The sequence below is a fragment of the Plasticicumulans lactativorans genome, from assembly GCF_004341245.1.
GTDB lineage: Bacteria > Pseudomonadota > Gammaproteobacteria > Competibacterales > Competibacteraceae > Plasticicumulans_A > Plasticicumulans_A lactativorans.
Genome location: NZ_SLWY01000015.1, coordinates 53,603 through 74,769 on the forward strand (window position 1 = coordinate 53,603; position 21,167 = coordinate 74,769).

Sequence of the window (21,167 nt, forward strand, 5' to 3'; positions counted from 1 at the left end):
CCGTCGGGGCCGCTAGCGCTCGGGTGTTGCGGAATGTCGGGAGCTGCCGGCGAGCAGGCTGTCGAGCACCAGCAGTGCCGCGCCGAGCGAGATCGCGGAATCGGCCAGATTGAACACCGGGAACGGCCAGGTACCGATGTAGACCTGGATGAAGTCGATCACGTGACCGTGGAAGACGCGGTCGATCAGGTTGCCGACCGCCCCACCGATGACCAGCGCGAGCGCCGCCGCCAAGCGGCGTTCGTGCGCCTCGAGGCGGGCGAGCCAGAGTGTGAGCACGACGCTGACCACGCCCGCGAGCGCGAGGAACAGCCAGCGCTGCCAGCCATCGGCGTCGCCGAGAAAGCTGAACGCGGCGCCGCGGTTGTAGGCGAGCACCCACTCGAACAGCCCGGGCAACACCGGCACGCGCCCCGCCGGCTGCGCGAGCAGCCAGTCCTGCATGCCCAGCTTGCTCGCCTGGTCGAGGCCGATCACCAGCGCGCTCAGCCACAGCCAGCGCAGCATGCGGGACGCACTCATGCGTAGCGGCGCTGCTCGCCGCCGCCATCGATGTTCTCGACGCAGCGCCCGCACAGCCCGGGGTGCAGCGCATGGCGGCCGACATCCTCACGGTGGTGCCAGCAGCGCACGCACTTGGTGAATGCCGAGGGTGCGACGGCGATCGCGAGCGCGCCGTCCAGGGTCTCGACCGCATGCGGCGGGCGCTCGGCGAGCGGGTGGACGTGCGCGTCGGAGGTGATCAGCACGAAGCGCAGTTCGTCGTCGAGCCGGGCCAGATCGGCCTGGAGTTCGCCGCTCGCGTACAGATCGACCTCGGCGTCGAGCGACGCCCCGATGCCGCCGGCGACGCGCAGCTTTTCGAGCTCCTTGCTGACCACTTCGCGCACGTCGAGCAGGCGCTCCCAGTACGGCGCCCCGAGGACGTCGTCGTCGGCGAGCTCGAACAGCCCGTCGTACCAGGTGGCGAGGAACACGCTGTCGGCGCGAGTCCCCGGCATGTGGCCCCAGATCTCCTCGGCGGTGAACGAGCAGATCGGCGCGATCCAGCGCACCAGGGCCTCGAGCACGTGGTACAGCGCGGTTTGCGCCGAGCGCCGGGCACGGCTGTCGCGCGCGCAGGTGTACTGGCGGTCCTTGATCACGTCGAGGTAGAAGCTGCCGAGATCCACCGAACAGAAGTTGTGCACCTTCTGGTAGATCACGTGGAACAGGTACTTGTCGTAGGCCTCGCGGACGTCGCGGTCGAGGCGCGCGGCGCGGTCGACCGCCCAGCGGTCGAGCGGCAGCAGCGCCGCGGGCGCCAGCGCGTCGGTGGCCGGGTCGAAGCCGTTGAGGTTGGCGAGCAGGAAGCGCGCGGTGTTGCGGATGCGCCGGTACGAATCCGACATGCGCCGCAGGATCTCCTTCGACACCGTCATCTCGCCGCGGTAGTCGGTCGCCGCGACCCACAGCCGCAGCACGTCGGCGCCGAGCTCCTTGATCACCTCCTGCGGAGCGATGACGTTGCCGACCGACTTCGACATCTTGCGGCCCTGCGCGTCGACGGTGAAGCCGTGCGTCAGCAGCCCCTTGTAGGGCGCGACGCCGCGCATCGCCACCGAGGCCAGCAGGGAGGACTGGAACCAGCCACGGTGCTGATCCGACCCCTCCAGGTAGAGATCGGCCGGAAACGCGAGTTCGGGGCGGCTCTCGAGCACCGAGAAGTGCGTGGTGCCCGAGTCGTACCAGACGTCGATGGTGTCGGTGACCTTGTCGTACTCGGCCGCCTCGTCACCGAGGATGTCGGCGGCGTCGAGCGCGAACCAGGCATCGATGCCCTCGGCCTCGATCAGCACGGCGACCTGCTCGATCAGCTCCGCCGTGCGCGGGTGCAGCTCGCCGGTCTGGCGATGCGTGAACAGCACGATCGGCGAACCCCAGTAGCGCTGGCGCGAGATGCACCAGTCGGGGCGGTTGGCCACCATGCCCTCCAGCCGCTGGCGGCCCCAGTCCGGCGTGAACGCCAGGGGCTCGATCTCGGCCAGTGTGCGGGCACGCAGGCCGGCCTGCTCCATGCTGATGAACCACTGCGGCGTCGCGCGGAAGATCACCGGCGTCTTGTGGCGCCAGCAGTGCGGGTAGCTGTGGCTGATCTTCTCGGCGTGCAGCAGCGCGCCGTGCGCCTTCAGGTGCTCGACGATGGTGTCGTTCGCATGGGCGACGTGCATGCCGCCGAACAGGGGCGTCTCGGGCAGGAAGCGGCCGTCGGGCCCGACCGGATTGTCGACCGCGAGCCCATAGCGCGAACCGACGACGTAGTCGTCCTGGCCGTGGGCCGGCGCGGTGTGCACCGCGCCGGTACCGGCTTCGAGCGTGACGTGGCCACCGAGGACGACCGGCACCTCGCGCGGGTAGAACGGGTGGCGCAGCTTCAGGCCTTCGAGTTCGCTGCCCTTGCCGTAGGCGATGACCTGGTAGCGCTCGACATCCCAGCGCAGCATCGCATCCTTCAGCAGCCCCTCGGCGAGCAGCAGGCGCTCGTGCCCCTGCGCGGTCTCGGCCTGCACGACGACGTAGTCGAGTTCGGGGTTGAGCGCCACGGCCTGGTTGGCGGGCAGCGTCCACGGCGTGGTGGTCCAGATCACCACCGCCACCGGCCCGCGCCCTTCATGGCCGTCGCAGTGGTGCAGGCGCGCCATCAGCGCCGGCTCGTCGACCACCGGGAAGCGCACGTCGAGCGCCAGCGAGGTCTTGTCCTCGTATTCGACCTCGGCTTCGGCGAGCGCCGAGCCGCAGTCGACGCACCAGTAGACGGGCTTGGAGCCGCGGTCCAGGTGACCGTTGGCGACGATGCGCGCGAGCGAGCGCACGATGTCGGCCTCGGTGCGGAAGTCCATCGTCAGGTAGGGCCTGTCCCAGTCGCCGAGCACGCCCAGGCGCTTGAAGTCGGTGCGCTGGCGGTCCACCTGCGCGTGCGCGAACTTGCGGCATTCGGCGCGGAAGGTGCGCGCATCGACCTTGACGCCGACCTTGCCGAGCTTCTTCTCGACCGCGTGCTCGATCGGCAGGCCGTGGCAGTCCCAGCCGGGCACGTAGGGGGCGTCGAAGCCACCGAGCGTGCGCGACTTGACGATGATGTCCTTGAGCACCTTGTTGACGGCGTGGCCGATGTGGATGTCGCCGTTGGCATACGGCGGGCCGTCGTGCAGCACGAAACGCGGACGACCGGCGAAGGCCTCGCGCTGGCGCCGGTAGAGCGCCATCGCCTCCCAGCGCGCCAGGGTCTCGGGCTCGCGCGTCGGCAGGTTGCCTTTCATCGGGAAGGCGGTCGCCGGTAGATTCAGGGTGTCTTTGTAGTCGGCCACGTCACAACCTCTGCGCACCGTCGATGCGGTGCTCGGAAAATCCCGTTATCGGCCCGCGCCCCGCTCCGCCGGATGCGCCGCGAACCACGCCCGTGCCTGCCCGGCATCGCGGTGGATCTGCGCGGCGAGGTCCGCGAACGAATCGAAGCGCTGTTCGGCCCGCAGGCGGGCGTGGAATTCGACGCGCAGCGCGCGTCCGTACAGGTCGCCGGAAAAATCGAACAGGTGCACTTCGAGCTGCTCGCGCGTTCCTCCGACCGTCGGTCGCCGGCCGAGATTGGCCACGCCGGTGCGGATGCCGCCGCCGATGCCGTGCACGCTCACCGCGTACACGCCGGACAGCGGCGTGGCGACGCGGTGCAGGTGCACGTTCGCGGTCGGGAAGCCGATCGTGCGCCCGCGCTCGTCGCCGTGGGCGACGCGCCCGCACACGGCGTAGCGGCGCCCGAGCAGGCGCTCGGCGAGCGCGAGATCGCCGCGGGCGAGGACGTCGCGGATGCGCGTGCTGCTGACGCGATCGCCCTCGACCGTCACCGTCGACGTGCGCGCCAGCTCGAACCCCGCCTCGGCACCGAAGCGCCCGAGCATCTCGAAGTCGCCGCGACGACCGCGCCCGAAACGGAAGTCGTCGCCGATCACCAGGTAGCGCACGCCGAGCCGGTCGATCAGCAGATCGCGCACGAAGCTCTCGGCCTCGAGATTGGCGAGGCGCGCATCGAAGCGCAGCACCAGCACCCGATCGACGCCGGCCTCGGCGAGCGCGAGGAGCTTTTCGCGCAGGCGTGCGAGCCGGGCGGGCTTCGCGTCGCCGGCGAAGAACTCCTGCGGATGCGGCTCGAAGCACATCACCACGCTCGGTACGGCGAGGCTGCGCGCACGCACGTTCAGCTGCGCCAGCAGCGAGCGGTGGCCGAGATGCACCCCGTCGAAATTGCCGATGGTCAGTACGCAGCCGCGGTGACGGGGACGCAGGTTGTGGGCACCGCGAATCAGTTCCATGCCGGTTCCGCTTGTCGGATGACGCGAACGCACAATTATCGAAGATGCGCGGCGGCTTGTCATGCCGCGCGCGCGACCAGGTCGCGCAGGCGCAGGCCGGTGCCGAGGCAGGTCACCGCGTAGACCGCCATGCCGCCGGCCACCAGCCAGGCGAGGTGCAGCAGGCGCTCGGAGGTCGTCGCGGTGTACCACTGCGCGAGGTCACCGGCGCCCCACAGCAGGAATGCCGCCATCGCCAGGTTGCCGAGCAGGAGGTGCAGGCCGAAGCGCCACCAGCCCGGCACCGGGACGTAGTGCCCGTCGCGCAGCAGGCGCACCAGCAGCAGCCCCGCGTTGATGAACGATGCCAGCGCCGTCGACAGCGCGAGTCCGGCGTGCGCCAGCCACTGGACCAGCAGCAGTTGCAGCCCGATGTTGACGCCGATCGACACCAGCCCGTAGCGCACCGGCGTCCTGGTGTCCTGGCGCGCGTAGAACCCCGGCGCGAGCACCTTGATCAGCATGAAGGCGACCAGCCCGGAGCCGTAGGCGACGAGGCTGCGCGTGGTCATCACCACGTCGTGCGCGGTGAACTCGCCGTGCATGAACAGGGTGGCCAGCAAGGGGCCGGCGAGGATCATCAGCGCGACGGTCGACGGCACGCCGATCAGCAGCGACCAGCGCAGGCCCCAGTCGAGCGTGGCGGAGAACGCCGCGGGCGCGGCGTCGGCATGCTGGCGCGCGAGCTTCGGCAGGATCACGGTGCCGAGTGCCGCCCCGAAGATGCCGAGCGTGAACTCCACCAGCCGGTCCGAATAGTAGAGCCAGCTCACGCTGCCGGTCGGCAGGGTCGAGGCGAGCTGGGTGTTGATCAGCAGATTGATCTGGGCGGCCGAGGAGCCGAGCATCGCCGGCAGCATCAACTGCAGGATGCGCTGCACGCCGGCGCTCGCCCAGCCCCAGCGCGGCCGCGGCAGCAGCGCCAGGGCCCGCAGCGCCGGCAACTGGTACAGCAGCTGGAACACGCCGGCGATGCACACCCCCCAGGCGAGCGCGAGCGTCGGTTCGGCGAAGTGCGGCGCGGCCCAGAGTGCCGCACCGATCATGCACAGGTTGAGCAGCACCGGCGTCAGCGCCGGCACGGCGAACTTGCCGCAGCTGTTGAGGATGCCGCCGGCGAAGGCGGTCAGGGCGATGAACAGGATGTACGGAAAGGTGATGCGCAGCATGTCGGCGGTCAGCGCGAACTTCGCCGGCTCGCTGCTGAAGCCGCTGGCGAACAGCCACACCAGCAGCGGCGCGCCGATCATCCCGAGCGCCGTCAGCAACAGCAGCACCGCACCCAGCGTGCCGGCGACCTCGTCGACCAGCCGCTTCAGCTCTTCCGGCGAGCGCTGCGCGCGGTACTCGCTGAACACCGGCACGAAGGCCTGCGAGAACGCCCCCTCCGCCACCAGGCGGCGCATCAGGTTGGGGATGCGGAAGGCGACGTTGAAGGCATCCATGCCCGCGCCGGCACCGAACAGGCGCGCATAGAGCATGTCCCGCACAAACCCCAGCAGGCGTGACAGGAAGGTCAGCGCACTGACGGTGCCGGTGGACCTGAGGAGGGACTTACTCATCGCGCGTCACCTGCAAGACGCTCCAGGCGGATTCCGAAGGGGCGGCATGATAGCAACCGCCGGCGCCGGCGGCCGGTCGGCGTGCGGATTCCGGCCCCGCCGCCGCGTGCCGGTGCGCACGCCCCGCGACAGCCCGGCGCGGGCATTGACAGCGGCCGGCACGCCGTTGATACTGCGCGCCTTTTTCCAGACGCCGGGGCTCGCGCCCGGCCCCGGCACGATCTATCCGAACAGGAGCCCGACTTTGGCCAACTCTGCTCAAGCCAAGAAGCGCGTTCGTCAGGCGGAAAAGGCCCGTCAGCACAACGCCAGCCTGCGATCCACCTTCCGCACCTACGTCAAGAAGGTCATCGCCGCGATCGCCACCGGCGACAAGTCCAAGGCCGAGACGGCCTATCAGGAAGCGAGTTCGATCATCGACCGCACTGCGCGCAAGGGCCTGATCCACGCCAACAAGGCGGCACGCCACAAGAGCCGGCTCGCCGGCCACATCAAGGCGATGAGCGCCTGAGCCTGAGTCTGAGCCCGCTTTCCCGAAAGCGAAAAGGGCCGGAGCGATCCGGCCCTTTTTCATTGGCGCGGCGCGCCGGCGCCGCTCACACCAGTACCAGGTTGTCGCGGTGGATGAGTTCGGGTTCGTCGACATAGCCCAGCGCCGCCTCGATCGCCGCCGATGACTTGCCGAGGATGCGGGCCGCCGCCGCCGCGTCGTAATTGACGAGGCCGCGGGCGATCTCGGCGCCATCGGGGCCGACGCAGGCCACCAGTTCGCCGCGCACGAAGTCGCCTTCGACGCGCGTCACCCCCACCGGCAGCAGGCTGCGCCCGGATTCGCGCAGGACCCGGGCGGCGCCGGCATCGATGAACACCCGCCCGCGCACCTGCAACTGCACGGCGAGCCACTGCTTGCGCGCGGCCACCGGCCCCTGCGCCGGCCGCAGCAAGGTGCCGATCGTTTCGCCCAGGGCGATGCGCCGCAGCACGTCCGGTTCGCGCCCCCAGGCCATCAGCGTGCTGGTCCCGGAACGCGCCGCCTTCGCCGCCGCGCGCACCTTGGTCAGCATGCCGCCGCGCCCGAGCGTGCCCGCGCCACCGCCGGCCATGCGCTCGAGCGCGGGGTCACCGGCACGCGCCTCGTCGATCAGCGTGGCGGCCGGATCCTGGCGCGGATCGCGGTCGTACATGCCCTTCTGATCGGTGAGGATCACGTACAGTTCGGCCTCGACCAGGTTCGCCACCAGGGCGCCGAGGGTGTCGTTGTCGCCGAAGCGGATCTCCTCGAACGCAACCGTGTCGTTCTCGTTGACCACGGGAATCACGCGCAAGCCGGTGAGCGTGCGCAGCGTGCCCCGCGCATTGAGGTAACGCTGCCGGTCGACGACGTCCTCGTGTGTCAGCAGGATCTGCGCGGTGCGGATGCCATGGCGCTGGAACGCCGCTTCCCAGGCCTGCACCAGCCCCATCTGCCCGACCGCCGCCGCCGCCTGCAGTTCGTGCAGCGTATCGGGCCGGCGCGCCCAGCCGAGCCGGCGCATCCCTTCGGCCACGGCGCCGGAGGACACCAGGATGAGCTCGCGCCCCTGGGCGTGCAGTTCGGCGACCTGCTCGACCCAGGCGCCGATCGCCTGGGCGTCGAGGCCGCGCCCGCCGTCGGTGATCATCGCACTGCCGATCTTGACGACCCAGCGCCGGGCACGGCCGAGGGATTCACGGAAGCTGCTCGACATGGCGGTACTCAGGAATGATCGGTGAGGGCGGCCGCTGCGCCGTCGACGGGCGCCTCGGCCCGCCGGGCGTCGAGGCGGTCCATGATGCGCTGGCACAGGAGCTCGGTCCCCTCGCCGCGGATCGCCGCGATGGAGAACACCGGCCCGCTCCAGTGCAGCGCCGCGAGCAGCGCCGCCACCCGCGTCTCGCGCTCCTCGGCCGGCACCAGGTCGAGCTTGTTGAGCACCAGCCAGCGCTCGCGCCCCGCCAACTCCTCGCTGTAGCGGGCCAGCTCGGTCTCGATCACGCGCACGTCGCCGAGCGGATCGGCGCTGTCACTGTAGGGACTCATGTCGACCAGGTGCAGCAGCAGGCTGGTACGCGACAGGTGCTTCAGGAACTGCACGCCGAGCCCGGCCCCGTCCGCGGCGCCCTCGATCAGGCCGGGGATGTCGGCCATCACGAAGCTCCTGAGCGGCCCGACCCGCACCACGCCGAGATTGGGGTGCAGGGTGGTGAACGGGTAGTCGGCCACCTTCGGTCGCGCCGACGACACCGCGCGGATCAGCGTCGACTTGCCGGCATTCGGCATGCCGAGCAGCCCCACGTCGGCCAGGACCTTGAGTTCGAGCCTGAGCGTGCGCCCCTCGCCTGGCGTGCCGGGCTTGGACTGGCGCGGCGCCCGGTTGGTGCTGCTCTTGTAGCGGGCGTTGCCGATGCCGTGGAAGCCGCCGCGCGCGACCAGCAGGCGCTGACCGGCGCCCACCAGGTCACCGATCACCTCGTCGGTGTCGGCGTCGATCGCCAGGGTCCCGACCGGCACCGACACCAGCAGGTCGTCGCCCGCCTTTCCGGTGCAATTGGCCGAACTGCCGTTCTCGCCGCGCGCCGCGCGGAACGTCCGCGTGAAACGGAAATCGACCAGGGTGTTGAGATCGGGGTCGGCCACCAGATAGATGCTGCCGCCGTCCCCGCCGTCGCCACCATCGGGACCGCCGAACGGGATGAAGCGCTCGCGGCGGAAGCTGACACAGCCGTTCCCGCCGTCGCCGGCCTGGATGCGAATCACCGCCTCATCGACGAACTTCATTTTGCTCGCCCCGCCCCCGCAGGTGCCCCAGAAACGAGAAAGCCCCGCATGAACGGGGCTTTCGGCCGTACCCGCCGCCGATGCTCAGGCAGGCTGCACACTCACGTACTTGCGGGCCTTCGGACCCTTGGTTTCGAACACGATGCGGCCGTCCGCCTTCGCGAACAGGGTGTGATCGGTGCCCAGCCCGACGTTTGCGCCGGCGTGGAACTGCGTGCCCCGCTGGCGCACGATGATGTTGCCCGCGCGCACGGCCTGGCCGCCGTAGAGCTTGACGCCGAGCCGTTTGGACTCGGAATCGCGACCGTTGCGGCTGCTGCCGCCCGCTTTCTTGTGTGCCATGGATAATCCCCTGAATCAGCCGGCGCTGATGCCGGTGATCTTGAGTTCGGTGTAGTGCTGGCGGTGCCCCATCTGCTTGCGATGGTGCTTGCGCCGACGGAACTTGACGATCTCGATCTTCTTGGCGCGGCCGTGACCCTGCACCGTCGCCGTCACCTTGCCGCCCGCCACCAGCGGATCGCCAACGGTCACGGTTTCGCCATCGGAAATCAGCAACACCTGATCGATCTCGACCGCAGCCCCTTCGGCGACGTCGAGCTTCTCGACCTTGAGGGTCTGCCCCTCGGCGACGCGGTACTGTTTGCCCCCGGTCCTAATCACAGCGTACATTGCTGAATCTCCAGCCAATTTTGATCAAGCGACTACTAAAGGGCGCGAATTGTAGCGACCCGCGACCAACAGGGTCAACCGGATTATTCACTGTGCCCCGACCGGGCGGCACGGTAAACTATTGCTACGGTTACGACTCCAAAGAACAGTAATGCCCCCGCAGCGGTCGTTCCGGCTTCTCGACGCCACTGCGGGCACTCGTCGAACTCCACTCGCCGATTCCCAGCCTCATGAACATCCAAGACGTACGGGCACTGGCCGCCGACGACATGCAGGCCGTCGACCAGCTCATTCAGCGTGAACTGCATTCCGACGTCGCACTGGTGAACCAACTCGGCGCGTACATCATCAACAGCGGCGGCAAGCGCTTGCGCCCGGTGATCACGGTGCTCGCTGCCCGTGCCTGCGGACATGCAGGGGGGCAGCACATCACGCTCGCCGCGATCATCGAGTTCATCCATACCGCGACCCTGTTGCACGACGACGTGGTCGATGCCTCGACGATGCGGCGCGGTCGTGAGACCGCCAATGCCGTCTGGGGCAACGAGGCGAGCGTGCTGGTCGGCGACTTCCTGTACTCGCGTGCGTTCCAGATGATGGTCGGCATCGACAGCATGGCGGTGATGCGGATCCTCGCCGATACCACCAACCGCATCGCCGAAGGCGAGGTGATGCAGCTGCTCAACTGCCACGACCCCGACACCACCGAGGAGCGCTACTTCGAGGTCATCCACTGCAAGACCGCCAAGCTGTTCGAGGCGGCGGCCCGGCTCGGCGCCGTGATCTCGAATCGCAGCGGCGAGACCGAGGCAGCGCTCGCGAGCTACGGGCTGCACCTCGGCACGGCGTTCCAGCTCGTCGACGACCTGCTCGACTACAGCGCATCGAGTGCCGAGATCGGCAAGAACGTCGGCGACGATCTGGCCGAAGGCAAACCCACGCTGCCGCTGATCTACGCGCTGCGTCACGGCAATGCCGACGAGGTCCGGGTGATCCGCGAGGCGATCGAGAGCGGCGGGCGCGAGCACATCGAAGTCGTCACGCGCACTATTGAACGCACCGGTGCCCTTGCCTATACTGCGCGCCTCGCAAGGCAGGAGGCCGACAAGGCCATCGCCGCCGCGCAATTCCTGCCATCTTCTCCCTTCAAGGACGCCCTTGTCGGGCTGGCGGATTACTCGGTCGATCGTTCCTTCTGAAGCGATTTCGGGGTGTAGCTCAGTCTGGTAGAGCACCACGTTCGGGACGTGGGGGTCGTAGGTTCGAATCCTGTCACCCCGACCAAATCCAGAAACGACGAAGCCGGCGCAAGCCGGCTTCGTCGTTTTCATCCGTCCGCCGGCGGCGCAGGATCCGGGGCACGGACGGCTCCGGCTCAGCGGCTGACGATGGCGGGCTTCATCGGCCCCAGCAGGGCGAGCAGATCCTGCTGCTCCTTCGCCGGCACCTTGAACTTGTCGAGCGACTTGACGAGGTCTTCGACGAGCGCGTTGAAGTTCGCCTCCGTCACCCCCATGCCGGCATGCGCGGTCTGCATGTCCCGCCCGGTATAGGTGCAGGGGCCGCCGCTGCCGGCGCAGATCTGCTCGACCAGCAGGCGCTTCAGGCGCGGGATGTCGGTGTGGGCGAAGAAGCCGTTGATGCGCCGATCGGCCGCGACGTTGCCGACGAAGTCGTCGACCACCGCGGTGATCGCCTCCTTGCCGCCGAGCCGGGTGTACAGGCTCGGCGCGGCCTGCATGGCCTCGCCCGTCGACATCTGCGAGCACCCGCCGAGCAGCGGAACCAGGAGGGCGGCAACCATCAGCTTGGAACGAAGCGCGGTTTTCATCAGGGGACTCCCGTGGTTGGATGGCCCCTGTAGATGCGCTCGACGCCATCGCACGGATGCCGGCGCGTGCAAAAAAATGCCGACCGCCTCACCCCGCGACGCGCGGCACGCGCTCAGGCGTCCGGCAGGCGCCGGCCCAGGTAGAGGACCGGCCCGGTCGGCTGGCCGGTCGGCGAGCCTCCCACCGGTTCGAGGCTGACGGCCAGGCCCGCGCCGGGCAGCACGGCCAGCAGATCGCGCGCGAGCGGCAGGCGCGTCCCCCCGCTTGCCGACAGCAGGCCGAGCGACCGGGGCGCCTCGCCGCCGGGCGGCAGCAGCCAGAGTTCGAAACTGCGGTCGTCGGCCAGACGCTGCGGCCGCACCGCACTGACGACGATCCCGCTCGCCTCGCGGCGCACGACCCAGGCCGCCTGGCCGCTGCCGTCGTCGACCACGGCAACATACCCGACCTCCGGCACCGGCCCCCGCGCCAGGCCGACGTAGATCGCCAGCACCAGCGCCGCCGCGGTCGCCAGCCCGGCCCAGGTCGGCCATAGCCAAGGCCGGCGCTGCGGCACCGGTCGTGTGAAGGGCAGCACCCCGGCCGGCGCGAGACGCCGTTCGATGCCGGCCCACACCCGCGGATGTGGCGCCGCCGCCGGCAGCAGATCAATGATGCCGTAGAGCTGCTCCTGCCAGTCACGCACCTCGCGGCGCAGCAGCGGATCGGCCGCCATCAGGCCTTCGAAGCGACGCCGCGCCGCGCCGCGCAGGGTGCCGAGCACGTACTCCGCCGCCAGTTGCGAGCGCCGCTCCGGAGTACGGTAGTTCATGCGTGCAGACACCTCTTCAGTTGCTCGAGCCCGCGCCGGATCCAGCTCTTGACGCTGCCGAGCGGCGCCGCCATCGCCGCGCTGACCTGCGGATGGCTCAGGCCGCGGAGGAACGCGAGCAGGATGCTTTCGCGCTGCCGCTCGCCGAGTCCGTCCAGACAGAGGTGCAGGCGCCGCCCGTCCACCGCGGCGAGCGTCAGGTCGAGCGGCCCCGGCGTCTCGTCGGCGACGGCGGCGAGCTCCTCGTCGCCGAGGGCCTCCTCGCGCCGACGGCGCAGGGCATCGAGCGCACGATGGCGCACCAGCACCGCCAGCCAGGTCGCCGCCGACGCGCGCGCCGGATCGAACGATGCGGCATCCCGCCAGATCTGCACGTACGCTTCCTGCAGGACGTCCTCGGCCTGCTCCTCGGTGTGCATCATCCGCCGGCACAGCGCCATCAGGCGGCCCGAGGTCTGCTCGTACAGGCGCCGGAACGCCGCCCGGTCTCCTTGGGCGCACGCCAGCAGCAAGGCTTCCAGTTCGGCAAGTTCGTTCATCCGGGCACCACGGCGCAGCGCATCAGCGTCGGGCGGACGTCCGCCCAGCGTCGACCGTGCGCAGCCCGCCGTCCTGCAGCCCTCTCATCGAGTGCGCCGGCGTACGCCATGTGGATGCAGGCAGCGGAGGCGGGAAGCGCGGGCGTCAGTCGACGCGCGGCGCGGGCGGCTGGGCGGTCGCCCGCCAGACGCGGTAGTCGGCGAGGATCCGCGCGTGGTCGAAGGCCAGCACGGACGGCAGCGCGTCGGGGGCGTGCACGGCGACGGCGCGGGCGTCATCGCGGGCCGTCGGCATGCCCTGCGCCTCCCCGACGTACACCACGCTCGCGGTGTGGAAACGAGTATCGCGGGCCGGGTCGGAGTACACCCCTAGCAGGGCCCGCAGGCGCACGCCGAGACCGGTTTCTTCGCGCGCCTCGCGGATCGCCGCCGCCTCCACCCGCTCGCCGACATCGACGAAGCCCCCCGGCAGGGCCCAGCCGGGCGGCGGGTGCCGCCGTTCGATCAGCACGATCGGCCGCCCCGGACGATCGACGAGTTCGATCACGACATCGACCGTGAGCCGTGGTGTCGTCGGCAGCGGCACCGCTCAACCCTCGAGGCTTTTGGCGAGGCAGACGGCATCGGCGGGGCAGCGGCTGGTGAACTCGGCCGAGGCCCGCACCGGGGCGGGCACCTCGGCGCGGGCGCAGGGCCGATAGCCGAGCGCTTCGAGCAGACCGGCCGCCGTGGTGGTGAGCAGGTACAGCGCCCTGACCCCCTGCCCCTGCACGCGCCGTTCGGCCTGCGCGATCAGGGCCGGGCCGAGTCCGCTACCCCGCCAGGCGGGGCGCACCGCGAAGGATCGCAGCAGGCCATCGCTGCCGTAGCGTTCGACCCCCAGGCAGCCGATCACCGCGCTGCCGAGGCGGCAGACCACGAAGTCATCGAGATGCGCCGCCGTGAGATCGGCGTAGTGCAGACCCACGGCGGCGAGCAGGTCACGCACCGCCGGCAGGTCCTGCGGCAACGCCGGTTCGAACACGACATCCATGCTCATGCGGATGAGCCTCCGTTCACGTAGGTGGTGCGTGGCGCACGCGCTCCGGCCTGCGCCGTTTACGGGGCGACGACCTCAGGCATCGCCGCGCGTGAAGCGGATGATGCTGCGGCGGGCCTTCTTGTCGGGACGCACCACAGGGCGCGGGCTGCCGGCCGCGAGCAGTCGCCGCTCCTGCGCCTCCCGCTCGCGCCGCTCGACGCTGGCGGCGGACTCTTCGTACAACTGCCGGGCGGCGATGGCAGGACCGCGCTGCTCGGCCAGCGCCCGGATGGTGATCTCGAAGTGCTGCTGATCGCGGCTGATCTCGAGCCGGTCGCCGGGCTTGACCCCCTTTGCCGGCTTGGTGCGCTCACCATTGAGGTGCACCCGCCCGCCCTCGACCGCCTCGGTCGCCAGGCTGCGGGTCTTGAAGAAGCGCGCCGTCCACAACCAGCGGTCCAGCCGCACGCGCGCTTCGGCGCTTGTGTCGGGCGCCGGCTTCATCCGCGCGTCGGCGCCGGCGCTCGGCCCTTGGGGGGGCCGTCGTCGTCCGGGAGGATGATGTTCAGTTCGAGCACCTCGTAGTCCCCTTCGCGATCGACGTGCACTTTGATCTGGTCCTGCTCGACCTGGACGTACTTGCGCACCACGTCGAGCAGTTCGCGCTTCAGCGCCGGGATGTAGTCGGGACTGTGACGGCGACCGCTGCCACGCTCGTGCGCGACGATGATCTGTAGCCGTTCCTTGGCAACCGCGGCGGTGCTCGATTGGCGCTTGGAACGGAAATAATCGAAGAGGCCCATGTTCAGTTACCGAACAGCCGCTTGAAGAAGCCCTTCTTTTCAACCGAGAGGAAACGATGGGGGCGCTGCTCGCCGAGGAAGCGGGCGACCAGATCACCGTAGGCGCCGCCGGCATCGCTGGCCTCGTCGAGGATCACCGGGACGCCCGAGTTCGACGACTGCAGCACGCTGGGCGACTCCGGGATCACCCCGAGCAGCGGGATCGCCAGGATCTCCATCACATCGTCCACCGACAGCATGTCGCCACGCTCGACGCGCTCGGGCGCGTAGCGCGACAGCACCAGGTGCTCCTTGACCGGCTCCTCGGCCTGCTCGGCGCGCCGCGACTTGCTCGCCAGGATGCCGAGGATGCGGTCGGAGTCGCGCACCGACGAAACCTCGGGATTGGTCACCACCAGCGCCTCGTCGGCGAAATACATCGCCATCATCGCCCCCCGTTCGATGCCGGCAGGGGAATCGCAGACGATGAAGTCGAAGCTCTGGCGCAGTTCGTCGAGCACCCGTGCCACCCCTTCCTTGTGCAGGGCGTCCTTGTCACGGGTCTGCGACGCCGGCAGCACGTAGAGGTTCTCGCAGTGCTTGTCCTTGATCAGCGCCTGGTTGATCGTCGCTTCGTTGTTGATGACGTTGACGAAGTCATATACCACCCGGCGCTCGCAGCCCATGATCAGGTCGAGGTTGCGCAAGCCGACGTCGAAGTCGATGACGACCGTCTTGTGTCCGCGCAGGGCCAGACCGGTAGCGAAGGAGGCGCTGGTGGTGGTCTTGCCGACCCCTCCCTTGCCGGAGGTCACGACGATGATCTTGGCCAAGATGCTCACTCCTAGGAAACGCGCGTGCCGCCGGCTGTCGACTCAGCGCGCCAGCAGCTCGATGATCAGGTGGTCGTCCGCCAGATGGATCTGCACGGGCTTACCCCAGAATTCGCTGCTGGTCTGCTCCAGCACCCGGTAGCGGCCGGCGATGGACACCAGTTCGGCTTCCAGGCTCAGGCAGAAGATGCGCGCCTCGGCATTGCCCTTGGCACCGGCGAGCGCACGTCCGCGCAGCGGACCGTATATATGGATGTTGCCGTCGGCCAGCACCTCGGCGCCGGGGCTGACCGTCCCGAGCAGCACGAGGTCGCCGTCGGGCGCATAGAGCTGCTGCCCGGAACGCACCGGGTGGGTGCTCAGCCGGTTGCCCCGCGACGACGGCGCGCCGCTCCCACGCTCGCTCTCGGCAGCGGCGGCGGCCCGCTCCGGCTCGGCACGGCGCCCGCTGCCGCGCCCCTCCGGCAACACGCCGATCCCCGCCGCCTGCGCCGCCGCGACCAGCGCCTCGGAGCCGTTGCGCACGCCGACCGGTACCAGTCCGTGGCGGCGCAGGCATGCGATCAGCCCGGCCAGATCCAGCGCGGCGTCGGCATCGGCGAGCCCCTCGCAGTCGACGACCACCGGGACGTTGACGAAGAACCCCGGCGCCTGGGCGACTTTTTCGGCCAGATGGCGCTCGATCGCCGCCGGATCGGTGCGGCGCAGATGCAGGACGGTGAGGGTGAACAGGCTGCCCTTGAGGTCGAAAGGCGCTGCGTCGGCGGAGCGGTCGTTGGGGGGTGACATGCGTATGCAGGAATCCAGAGCGCCGACGGATCGCCCCGGTGTGCCACCGGCGCGGCTGGCCGTGACTCTAAACACTACCTTACGGGCGTTCAAGGCCCGTGCCGGATCGTGCCGACGTGGTACCGGCACCCGTCTCAGCCGCCGCTGAGCCACGTCCGTCGCCGCTGCACCACGGCATCCGCGGCATCGCCGTCGACGCTGATGAATACCGTGTCGGCCGGCGCCGCGGCCAGCGTCAGCGCGAACACGAGGAGCTCGTCGCGCCGGAACACGTGCAGGTGCACGCACTCGCCGGGACGCAGCGCATCGAGCTGGCGATCGAAGCCCCGCGGCTGGACGCGCAGCCCCTCTAGGGCGACCAGCACGTCGCCCGCGGCGATCCCCGCCGCCTGCGCCGGCCCGCCGTCGAGCACGTGGCTGACCCGCAGCTCGCCGTCCGCCACCTGCGTACGCAGGCCGAGGTCCGCGCGCGGTTCGCTGCGCGTGCCGGGGCGTCCGCCGTTATCGCTGCCCGACTCCGCCGGTCGCAGGTTGAAACGCAGCCCCACGTCGGGCAGCAGCTCGGCGAGCGGCGCGTCCTCCACGCCGTGGACATGGCGTGCGAAGAAGGCACCGAAGTCCTGGCCGGCGAGCTCCGCCACCAGGGGTTCGATGCCGTCCTCGGGCACCCCGTCGGCGCTGCGCCCGTAGCGCGCCCACAGCGCGCGCATCACGTCGTCGAGGCTGCGGGCGCCGGCGCTCGCCCGGCGCAGCGCGAGATCCAGCGCCAGCGCCACCAGGGCCCCCTTAGTGTAGTAGCTCACGACGGCATTCGGCGTATTGGCGTCGGGCTTGTAGAACTTGTTCCAGGCATCGAAGCTCGACTCCGCGAGCGACTGCCGCAGCCGGCCCGGCCCGCGCCACACGCGCGTCGCCGTCTCGCCGAGCATCTTCAGGTAGCCGGCCTCGTCGATGAGCCCGCTGCGCACCAGCGCGAGGTCGTCGTAGTAGGACGTGAAGCCCTCGAACACCCACAGCAGGCGCGTGTACGCCTCGCGGCCAAGGTCGCACGGCACGAACGCCGCCGGGCGGATGCGCTTGACGTTCCAGGCGTGGAAGTACTCGTGGCTGCACAGGCCGAGGAAGGTGCGGTAGCCGTCGCCGGGTTCGCCCGAGCGCGGCAGGTCGTCGCGCCCGCACAGCAGGCTGGTCGAGGCACGGTGTTCGAGCCCCCCGTAGCCCTCCCCCACCGCCGTGACCAGGAACAGGTAGCGCGCCATCGGCGCCGGTTCGCCGAAGAAGCGGATGTGGTGCTCGCAGACCGTCTTCAGGTCACGGCACAGGCGTTCGAGATCGACCCGCACCCGCCCGGTGATCGCCACCGCGTGCGGCACGCCGCACGCCTCGAACTCGCCGAGCAGGAACTCGCCCATCTCGACCGGGTGGTCGATGAGCTCCTCGTAGTCGGCCGCCGCATAGTCGCCCGCGCTCCACGGCAGCGCGCCCGCACGCGGCAGGCTCGTCGCGACGCGCCAGTGCTTCCAGCCCTCGCCGTCCGGCAGCGCGATCGTCACCGCGCACGGCAGGTGCTCCTGGCCGACCACCGCCGGGAACACGCTGCTGCCATTGAAGTACGCATGGGTGGTGTCGAGGTGGGCGCCGCGTACCGACAGGTCCCAGGCGTGCACCTCCCATTCGAAGCTCAGCGGCCCTGCACAGGGCGCGCACTGCCAGGTGTCCTTGTCGAGCTTCGTCAGCGCGACGGCCCGGCCCCCGGCTGCGGCACGCGCCACGACCACGTGACGCGCGAAGTCGCGGATCATGTAGCTGCCGGGGATCCATGCCGGCAGGCGGAACAGCTGCCCCTCCGCGGCGGGCACCGCCACCTCGCAGCGCACGCGGAACAGGTGCGCCCCGGGGTGCGCGGGCTGGATGTGGTAACGGATCGCGGGCGTGGCGCTCATCGGCTTCTCGGAGGCTGCGGCGGCGGCTCACTCTCGCGCTCGCGCGACGTCGTGGCAACCGTCGTCGCGCCTGCGTACGGCCCGCAACAAAAAGGCGGCCGCAGCCGCCTTGCCGGAGCGCACGGGCGCTCAGTGATCGTGGCCGTGCGCATGCACGTGGCCGTGGTCGAGCTCCTGCTCCGTCGCCTCGCGCACACCGAGCACCTCGACGTCGAAATACAGGGTCTTGCCCGCCAGCGGGTGATTGCCGTCCAGCGTGACGTGATCGGCGGCCACGCCGACCACGGTGAAGGCGACCACGCCCTGCGGGCCTTCGCCGTGCACCTGCATGCCGACCTGGATCTCCTCCCCCGGCGGGAACTGGTCGCGCGGCACCTCGAACACCGCCTTGTCGTTGCGCTCGCCGTAGCCGTCGGCCGGTGCCACCGTGACCTTGGACTTGAAACCGGCCTCAACCCCTTCGAGCGCGCTTTCGAGCCCGCCGATGATGTTGCCATGTCCGTGCAGGTACTCGAACGGCGTACGGCCGCTGCTGCTGTCGAGCACCTCGCCGGCATCGTCGGTGAGCGTGTAGTGCATGGAAACGACTCTGCCTGCGGCAGCTTTCATGGGGCCCACCTGTGGGGTGACTTGGAGGGGCACACTATAACCCACGGGTCCGGAGCTGTCCGACCCGCGGCGGCGGCTATACTGGAGCGGTCATGTCCGTATGCCGCGTGACCATCCGCCGATGCCCCGATCCGCACGACTGGCTGTCGCCCTGTTCGCCGCCGCGCTGCTCGCCGGATGCGCGTCGGCGCCGTCGCCGCTGCGCGAGCGCGTGCTCAGCAACGCCGAGCGCCTGATCGGCACCCCCTACGTCGCCGGCGGCGCAACGCCGAAGGGGGTCGACTGCAGCGGGCTGGTGCAGATGGCCTATGCGCGCGCCGGCCTGCGCGTGCCGCGCTCCACCGAGGAGCAGTTCCGCCGCGGCCGCCACCTGGACGACGTCCAGCCGGGCGACCTGCTGTTCTTCGCCACCGAGCCGGACCGGGTGTCGCACGTCGGCATCTATACCGGCGACGGCCAGATGATCCACGCGTCGAGCGGCAGCCGCGAGGTGCGCAAGGTCGGCCTGGGGATCCCCTACTGGAAGTCCCGCTACATCGGCGGCGTCAGCTACATCGACGGCTGAGCGCCGCGGCCGGACGTCAGCCGGTGGCGCGATCCGCGGCGGCCACGCTGCCGCCCTGCCCGCACACCTCACCGGCTTCGAACACCACCAGCTCGCCGGGTGCCATGACGTTCCAGCTTTCGTTGGTGGTCAGCGGGCGCGTGGCGATCACCGTCACCACGTCGTCGGGGGTGGTCTCGCGCTGGAAGTCGACGGTCATGTCGGCGTCCGACAGGCGAGCCTCGCCGAACGGCGCGCGCCGGGTGATCCACGCCAGCGACGTGCTGCAGTGCGCGTAGAGGTGGCGGCTGTCGGAGAGCAGGAAGTTGAGCACGCCGAGCCGGTGCAGCGCCTGCGCCCGCTCGCCGATGAAACGCCAGAGCGTGCGCGGCTCGCGCGGCAGCCGCGGGAAACGTTCACGCACCTGACCGAGCAGCCAGCAGAACGCGTGCTCGCTGTCGGTGCTGCCGATCGGCAGGTAGGCGCCGAGCGGCAGGCGCTTCACGCCCTTGAGCTGGCCGTTGTGCGCGAAGGTCCAGTGCCGCCCCCACAGCTCGCGGGTGAACGGATGGGTGTTCTCCAGGCACACGCGCCCGCGGTTCGCGCGGCGGATGTGGCTGATGACGATGCGACTCTTGATCGAGTAGCGCTGCACCAGGCGGGCGATCTCCGAGTCGCAGCTCGGGCGCGGGTCGTGGAAGGTGCGCGAACCGCGCCCCTCGTAGAAGGCGATGCCCCAGCCGTCACGGTGCGGGCCGGTGCGCCCGCCGCGCTGCATCAGCCCGGTGAAGCTGAAGCAGATGTCGGTGGGCACGTTGGCGCTCATGCCGAGCAGTTCACACATCGCTTCAGCCCCAGCGCCCGCCGAACGGTGCCACCCGCCGCGGCTCGGGCAGGCCGCGGGCCCGGCGCACGTGGGCCAGGAAGGGGTTGTCCGCGAGCTCATCGCCGAGCGTGGTGTCGGGGCCGTGGCCGGGATGCACCACCAGTTCGCCGGGCAGGGCCATCAGCTTCAGCAGGCTCGCCTGCGCCAGTTGCGGGTCGCTGAGCGGGAAATCGGTGCGGCCGACCGAGCCGGCGAACAGCGTGTCGCCGACGAAGATGTCGGTATCGGTGTACCAGCAGCCCTGCCCCGGCGTGTGGCCGGGCGTGGAGATGAAGCGCAGCCGCAGGGCGCCGACGTCGACCGCATCGCCGTCCCGCACCTCGACGTCGATGCGGCCGCAGGGCCGGGACAGTTGCGGCATGCCGAACATCGCCCCCTGGCGGGGCAGCAGGTCGAACAGCGGCCGCTCGAGCGCCGGCAGGTAGGTCCGCGCCACGGGGAAGGCCTGCTGCACGGGCACGAGCCCGCCGGCGTGGTCGAAATGCCCATGGGTGAGCAGGATCGCGTGCAGGTCCGGGCGCGGCCGCAGTGCGGCGAGCGCGCGCGCCACTTCCTCGCCTTCGCCGGTATCGATCAGCGCGCAGGCGCCGCTCGCCGGATCTTCGAGCAGCCAGGCGTTGACCTGGAACAGGCCGGTGGTGAAACAGCGCAGGTTCATGCGGGCCATTCGACGATGTGGGTTTCGAGATCGTGGACGTAGCGTTCGGAGATCGCGCGGCCGCGCACCGACACGCCGGCACGGTGCACCGCCGCGGGATCGCCGCAGACCAGGGGGTGCCAGTCCGGCAGCTCGCCGCCCTCGGCCAGCAGGCGGTAGGCGCACGTCGACGGCAGCCAGTTGAAGCGGCCGGCCGTCTGCGGCGTCAGCTGGACGCAGTCGGACACCCAGCGGCGGCGCGTCGCGTAGCGGGTGCAGCGGCAGGAGCCGAGATCGAGCAGCCGACAGGCGACATTGGTGAACTGCAGGCGACCGCTGTCGGCGTCCTCGAGCTTGTGCAGACAGCAGCGGCCGCAGCCGTCGCACAGCGACTCCCATTCCTCGCGGCTCATCGCCGCGAGCGGCGTGGTCTTCCAGAACGGTGCTTCAGGCGTCGCGGACATCGGGGACACTCCGGGCGGCGACCACGGGCGGGCGCCGACGGGCCCGGACACGCGCACCGGT

The 21,167-nt window shown here is 70.2% G+C and carries 25 protein-coding genes and 1 tRNA gene; 4 read left to right on the forward strand and 22 right to left on the reverse strand.

The window, feature by feature from the left end; all coding sequences use genetic code 11:
* Positions 1 to 12: 12 nt before the first annotated feature.
* Genes lspA through murJ form a run of 4 tightly spaced genes read right to left on the reverse strand, consistent with a single transcriptional unit; the run spans position 13 to position 5,947 of the window.
* The gene (gene lspA, locus EV699_RS14130) at positions 13 to 522 is read right to left on the reverse strand and encodes a signal peptidase II (protein ID WP_207923014.1); all 510 of its coding nucleotides are present in this window, start codon (positions 520 to 522) and stop codon (positions 13 to 15) included.
* Complete coding sequence (ileS, locus tag EV699_RS14135; RefSeq protein ID WP_132543859.1) at positions 519 to 3,347, reverse strand: isoleucine--tRNA ligase; 2,829 nt, start codon at positions 3,345 to 3,347, stop codon at positions 519 to 521. Before ileS ends, lspA begins: the two co-directional genes overlap by 4 nt.
* 45 nt (positions 3,348 to 3,392) lie before the next feature.
* A complete protein-coding gene (ribF, locus tag EV699_RS14140) occupies positions 3,393 to 4,346 on the reverse strand; it encodes a bifunctional riboflavin kinase/FAD synthetase (RefSeq protein ID WP_132543861.1) in 954 nt (317 codons plus the stop codon).
* Positions 4,347 to 4,405: 59 nt separating this feature from the next.
* The gene (gene murJ / locus EV699_RS14145; protein WP_132543863.1) at positions 4,406 to 5,947 is read right to left on the reverse strand and encodes a murein biosynthesis integral membrane protein MurJ; all 1,542 of its coding nucleotides are present in this window, start codon (positions 5,945 to 5,947) and stop codon (positions 4,406 to 4,408) included.
* Between the two features lie 244 nt (positions 5,948 to 6,191).
* Between murJ and rpsT the strand changes: the two genes are divergently transcribed.
* On the forward strand, positions 6,192 to 6,458 hold the full coding sequence (rpsT, locus tag EV699_RS14150; RefSeq protein ID WP_132544029.1) for a 30S ribosomal protein S20: 267 nt from the start codon (positions 6,192 to 6,194) through the stop codon (positions 6,456 to 6,458).
* Positions 6,459 to 6,543: 85 nt separating this feature from the next.
* On the opposite strand, the gene proB is transcribed toward rpsT, so the two are convergent.
* The 4 genes from proB to rplU all read right to left on the reverse strand — a co-directional run bounded on the left by proB (position 6,544) and on the right by rplU (position 9,416).
* A complete protein-coding gene (gene proB, locus EV699_RS14155) occupies positions 6,544 to 7,674 on the reverse strand; it encodes a glutamate 5-kinase (protein WP_132543865.1) in 1,131 nt (376 codons plus the stop codon).
* Between the two features lie 8 nt (positions 7,675 to 7,682).
* Entirely contained in the window at positions 7,683 to 8,744 is a 1,062-nt protein-coding gene (gene cgtA / locus EV699_RS14160; RefSeq protein WP_132543867.1) for an Obg family GTPase CgtA, read from the reverse strand.
* Positions 8,745 to 8,828: 84 nt separating this feature from the next.
* Positions 8,829 to 9,086 carry a 50S ribosomal protein L27 gene (gene rpmA, locus EV699_RS14165; protein ID WP_132543869.1) on the reverse strand — a complete coding sequence of 86 codons (258 nt, stop codon included), beginning with the start codon at positions 9,084 to 9,086 and terminating at the stop codon, positions 8,829 to 8,831.
* A 15-nt stretch (positions 9,087 to 9,101) separates the two neighbouring features.
* Positions 9,102 to 9,416, reverse strand: coding sequence for a 50S ribosomal protein L21 (gene rplU, locus EV699_RS14170; protein WP_132543871.1), 315 nt, complete (start codon positions 9,414 to 9,416; stop codon positions 9,102 to 9,104).
* 230 nt (positions 9,417 to 9,646) lie between these two features.
* Here rplU and ispB point away from each other — a divergent pair, with 230 nt between their 5' ends.
* Both ispB and EV699_RS14180 read left to right on the forward strand, forming a co-directional pair.
* Positions 9,647 to 10,615 (forward strand): octaprenyl diphosphate synthase, encoded by a 969-nt coding sequence (gene ispB / locus EV699_RS14175; RefSeq protein ID WP_132543873.1) that lies wholly within the window; start codon positions 9,647 to 9,649, stop codon positions 10,613 to 10,615.
* Positions 10,616 to 10,623: 8 nt separating this feature from the next.
* Positions 10,624 to 10,700: transfer RNA gene (locus EV699_RS14180), tRNA-Pro, on the forward strand.
* 91 nt (positions 10,701 to 10,791) lie between these two features.
* On the opposite strand, the gene EV699_RS14185 is transcribed toward EV699_RS14180, so the two are convergent.
* The 11 genes from EV699_RS14185 to EV699_RS14235 all read right to left on the reverse strand — a co-directional run bounded on the left by EV699_RS14185 (position 10,792) and on the right by EV699_RS14235 (position 18,575).
* On the reverse strand, positions 10,792 to 11,247 hold the full coding sequence (locus tag EV699_RS14185) for a group I truncated hemoglobin (protein WP_243662682.1): 456 nt from the start codon (positions 11,245 to 11,247) through the stop codon (positions 10,792 to 10,794).
* A 113-nt stretch (positions 11,248 to 11,360) separates the two neighbouring features.
* Positions 11,361 to 12,059 carry an anti-sigma factor gene (locus EV699_RS14190; RefSeq protein WP_132543875.1) on the reverse strand — a complete coding sequence of 233 codons (699 nt, stop codon included), beginning with the start codon at positions 12,057 to 12,059 and terminating at the stop codon, positions 11,361 to 11,363.
* Complete coding sequence (locus EV699_RS14195) at positions 12,056 to 12,598, reverse strand: sigma-70 family RNA polymerase sigma factor (RefSeq protein WP_132543877.1); 543 nt, start codon at positions 12,596 to 12,598, stop codon at positions 12,056 to 12,058. Before EV699_RS14195 ends, EV699_RS14190 begins: the two co-directional genes overlap by 4 nt.
* Positions 12,599 to 12,743: 145 nt before the next feature.
* Positions 12,744 to 13,184, reverse strand: coding sequence for an NUDIX domain-containing protein (locus EV699_RS14200; protein WP_132543879.1), 441 nt, complete (start codon positions 13,182 to 13,184; stop codon positions 12,744 to 12,746).
* A 3-nt stretch (positions 13,185 to 13,187) separates the two neighbouring features.
* Positions 13,188 to 13,637 (reverse strand): arsenic resistance N-acetyltransferase ArsN2, encoded by a 450-nt coding sequence (gene arsN2 / locus EV699_RS14205; protein ID WP_132543881.1) that lies wholly within the window; start codon positions 13,635 to 13,637, stop codon positions 13,188 to 13,190.
* A 75-nt stretch (positions 13,638 to 13,712) separates the two neighbouring features.
* Positions 13,713 to 14,123, reverse strand: a complete 411-nt coding sequence (locus EV699_RS14210; RefSeq protein WP_132543883.1) for an RNA-binding S4 domain-containing protein — start codon at positions 14,121 to 14,123, stop codon at positions 13,713 to 13,715.
* Positions 14,120 to 14,422 carry a cell division topological specificity factor MinE gene (gene minE, locus EV699_RS14215; RefSeq protein ID WP_132543885.1) on the reverse strand — a complete coding sequence of 101 codons (303 nt, stop codon included), beginning with the start codon at positions 14,420 to 14,422 and terminating at the stop codon, positions 14,120 to 14,122. The genes EV699_RS14210 and minE overlap by 4 nt, the downstream gene beginning before the upstream one ends.
* Before the next feature lie 2 nt (positions 14,423 to 14,424).
* On the reverse strand, positions 14,425 to 15,234 hold the full coding sequence (gene minD, locus EV699_RS14220; RefSeq protein ID WP_132543887.1) for a septum site-determining protein MinD: 810 nt from the start codon (positions 15,232 to 15,234) through the stop codon (positions 14,425 to 14,427).
* Between the two features lie 42 nt (positions 15,235 to 15,276).
* On the reverse strand, positions 15,277 to 16,023 hold the full coding sequence (gene minC / locus EV699_RS14225) for a septum site-determining protein MinC (protein ID WP_132543889.1): 747 nt from the start codon (positions 16,021 to 16,023) through the stop codon (positions 15,277 to 15,279).
* Between the two features lie 134 nt (positions 16,024 to 16,157).
* Entirely contained in the window at positions 16,158 to 17,966 is a 1,809-nt protein-coding gene (locus EV699_RS14230) for a M61 family metallopeptidase (protein WP_132543891.1), read from the reverse strand.
* A gap of 129 nt (positions 17,967 to 18,095) precedes the next feature.
* On the reverse strand, positions 18,096 to 18,575 hold the full coding sequence (locus tag EV699_RS14235; protein ID WP_132543893.1) for an FKBP-type peptidyl-prolyl cis-trans isomerase: 480 nt from the start codon (positions 18,573 to 18,575) through the stop codon (positions 18,096 to 18,098).
* A gap of 121 nt (positions 18,576 to 18,696) precedes the next feature.
* Here EV699_RS14235 and EV699_RS14240 point away from each other — a divergent pair, with 121 nt between their 5' ends.
* A complete protein-coding gene (locus EV699_RS14240) occupies positions 18,697 to 19,140 on the forward strand; it encodes a C40 family peptidase (protein WP_132543895.1) in 444 nt (147 codons plus the stop codon).
* 16 nt (positions 19,141 to 19,156) lie between these two features.
* Here the strand turns inward: EV699_RS14240 and EV699_RS14245 are convergent, their stop codons facing one another.
* From EV699_RS14245 to EV699_RS14255, 3 genes are read right to left on the reverse strand one after another with little or no spacing between them, the layout of a single operon-like run.
* Positions 19,157 to 19,963 carry a class II glutamine amidotransferase gene (locus EV699_RS14245; protein WP_132543897.1) on the reverse strand — a complete coding sequence of 269 codons (807 nt, stop codon included), beginning with the start codon at positions 19,961 to 19,963 and terminating at the stop codon, positions 19,157 to 19,159.
* A 4-nt stretch (positions 19,964 to 19,967) separates the two neighbouring features.
* Positions 19,968 to 20,663: an MBL fold metallo-hydrolase gene (locus EV699_RS14250; protein ID WP_132543899.1), complete on the reverse strand. Its 696-nt coding sequence runs from the start codon at positions 20,661 to 20,663 to the stop codon at positions 19,968 to 19,970.
* Positions 20,660 to 21,106 (reverse strand): YcgN family cysteine cluster protein, encoded by a 447-nt coding sequence (locus EV699_RS14255; protein ID WP_132543902.1) that lies wholly within the window; start codon positions 21,104 to 21,106, stop codon positions 20,660 to 20,662. Before EV699_RS14255 ends, EV699_RS14250 begins: the two co-directional genes overlap by 4 nt.
* Positions 21,107 to 21,167: the final 61 nt, after the last annotated feature.

Bases quoted from the DNA above. Each gene is read 5' to 3' on its own strand.
- lspA (WP_207923014.1), bottom strand. From the start codon at position 522: ATGAGTGCGTCCCGCATGCTGCGCTGGCTGTGGCTGAGCGCGCTGGTG.
- ribF (WP_132543861.1), bottom strand. From the start codon at position 4,346: ATGGAACTGATTCGCGGTGCCCACAACCTGCGTCCCCGTCACCGCGGC.
- murJ (WP_132543863.1), bottom strand. From the start codon at position 5,947: ATGAGTAAGTCCCTCCTCAGGTCCACCGGCACCGTCAGTGCGCTGACC.
- proB (WP_132543865.1), bottom strand. From the start codon at position 7,674: ATGTCGAGCAGCTTCCGTGAATCCCTCGGCCGTGCCCGGCGCTGGGTC.
- cgtA (WP_132543867.1), bottom strand. From the start codon at position 8,744: ATGAAGTTCGTCGATGAGGCGGTGATTCGCATCCAGGCCGGCGACGGC.
- rpmA (WP_132543869.1), bottom strand. From the start codon at position 9,086: ATGGCACACAAGAAAGCGGGCGGCAGCAGCCGCAACGGTCGCGATTCC.
- rplU (WP_132543871.1), bottom strand. From the start codon at position 9,416: ATGTACGCTGTGATTAGGACCGGGGGCAAACAGTACCGCGTCGCCGAG.
- ispB (WP_132543873.1), top strand. From the start codon at position 9,647: ATGAACATCCAAGACGTACGGGCACTGGCCGCCGACGACATGCAGGCC.
- EV699_RS14185 (WP_243662682.1), bottom strand. From the start codon at position 11,247: ATGAAAACCGCGCTTCGTTCCAAGCTGATGGTTGCCGCCCTCCTGGTT.
- EV699_RS14190 (WP_132543875.1), bottom strand. From the start codon at position 12,059: ATGAACTACCGTACTCCGGAGCGGCGCTCGCAACTGGCGGCGGAGTAC.
- EV699_RS14195 (WP_132543877.1), bottom strand. From the start codon at position 12,598: ATGAACGAACTTGCCGAACTGGAAGCCTTGCTGCTGGCGTGCGCCCAA.
- arsN2 (WP_132543881.1), bottom strand. From the start codon at position 13,637: ATGAGCATGGATGTCGTGTTCGAACCGGCGTTGCCGCAGGACCTGCCG.
- EV699_RS14210 (WP_132543883.1), bottom strand. From the start codon at position 14,123: ATGAAGCCGGCGCCCGACACAAGCGCCGAAGCGCGCGTGCGGCTGGAC.
- minE (WP_132543885.1), bottom strand. From the start codon at position 14,422: ATGGGCCTCTTCGATTATTTCCGTTCCAAGCGCCAATCGAGCACCGCC.
- minC (WP_132543889.1), bottom strand. From the start codon at position 16,023: ATGTCACCCCCCAACGACCGCTCCGCCGACGCAGCGCCTTTCGACCTC.
- EV699_RS14230 (WP_132543891.1), bottom strand. From the start codon at position 17,966: ATGAGCGCCACGCCCGCGATCCGTTACCACATCCAGCCCGCGCACCCC.
- EV699_RS14235 (WP_132543893.1), bottom strand. From the start codon at position 18,575: ATGAAAGCTGCCGCAGGCAGAGTCGTTTCCATGCACTACACGCTCACC.
- EV699_RS14240 (WP_132543895.1), top strand. From the start codon at position 18,697: ATGCCCCGATCCGCACGACTGGCTGTCGCCCTGTTCGCCGCCGCGCTG.
- EV699_RS14245 (WP_132543897.1), bottom strand. From the start codon at position 19,963: ATGTGTGAACTGCTCGGCATGAGCGCCAACGTGCCCACCGACATCTGC.
- EV699_RS14250 (WP_132543899.1), bottom strand. From the start codon at position 20,663: ATGAACCTGCGCTGTTTCACCACCGGCCTGTTCCAGGTCAACGCCTGG.
- EV699_RS14255 (WP_132543902.1), bottom strand. From the start codon at position 21,106: ATGTCCGCGACGCCTGAAGCACCGTTCTGGAAGACCACGCCGCTCGCG.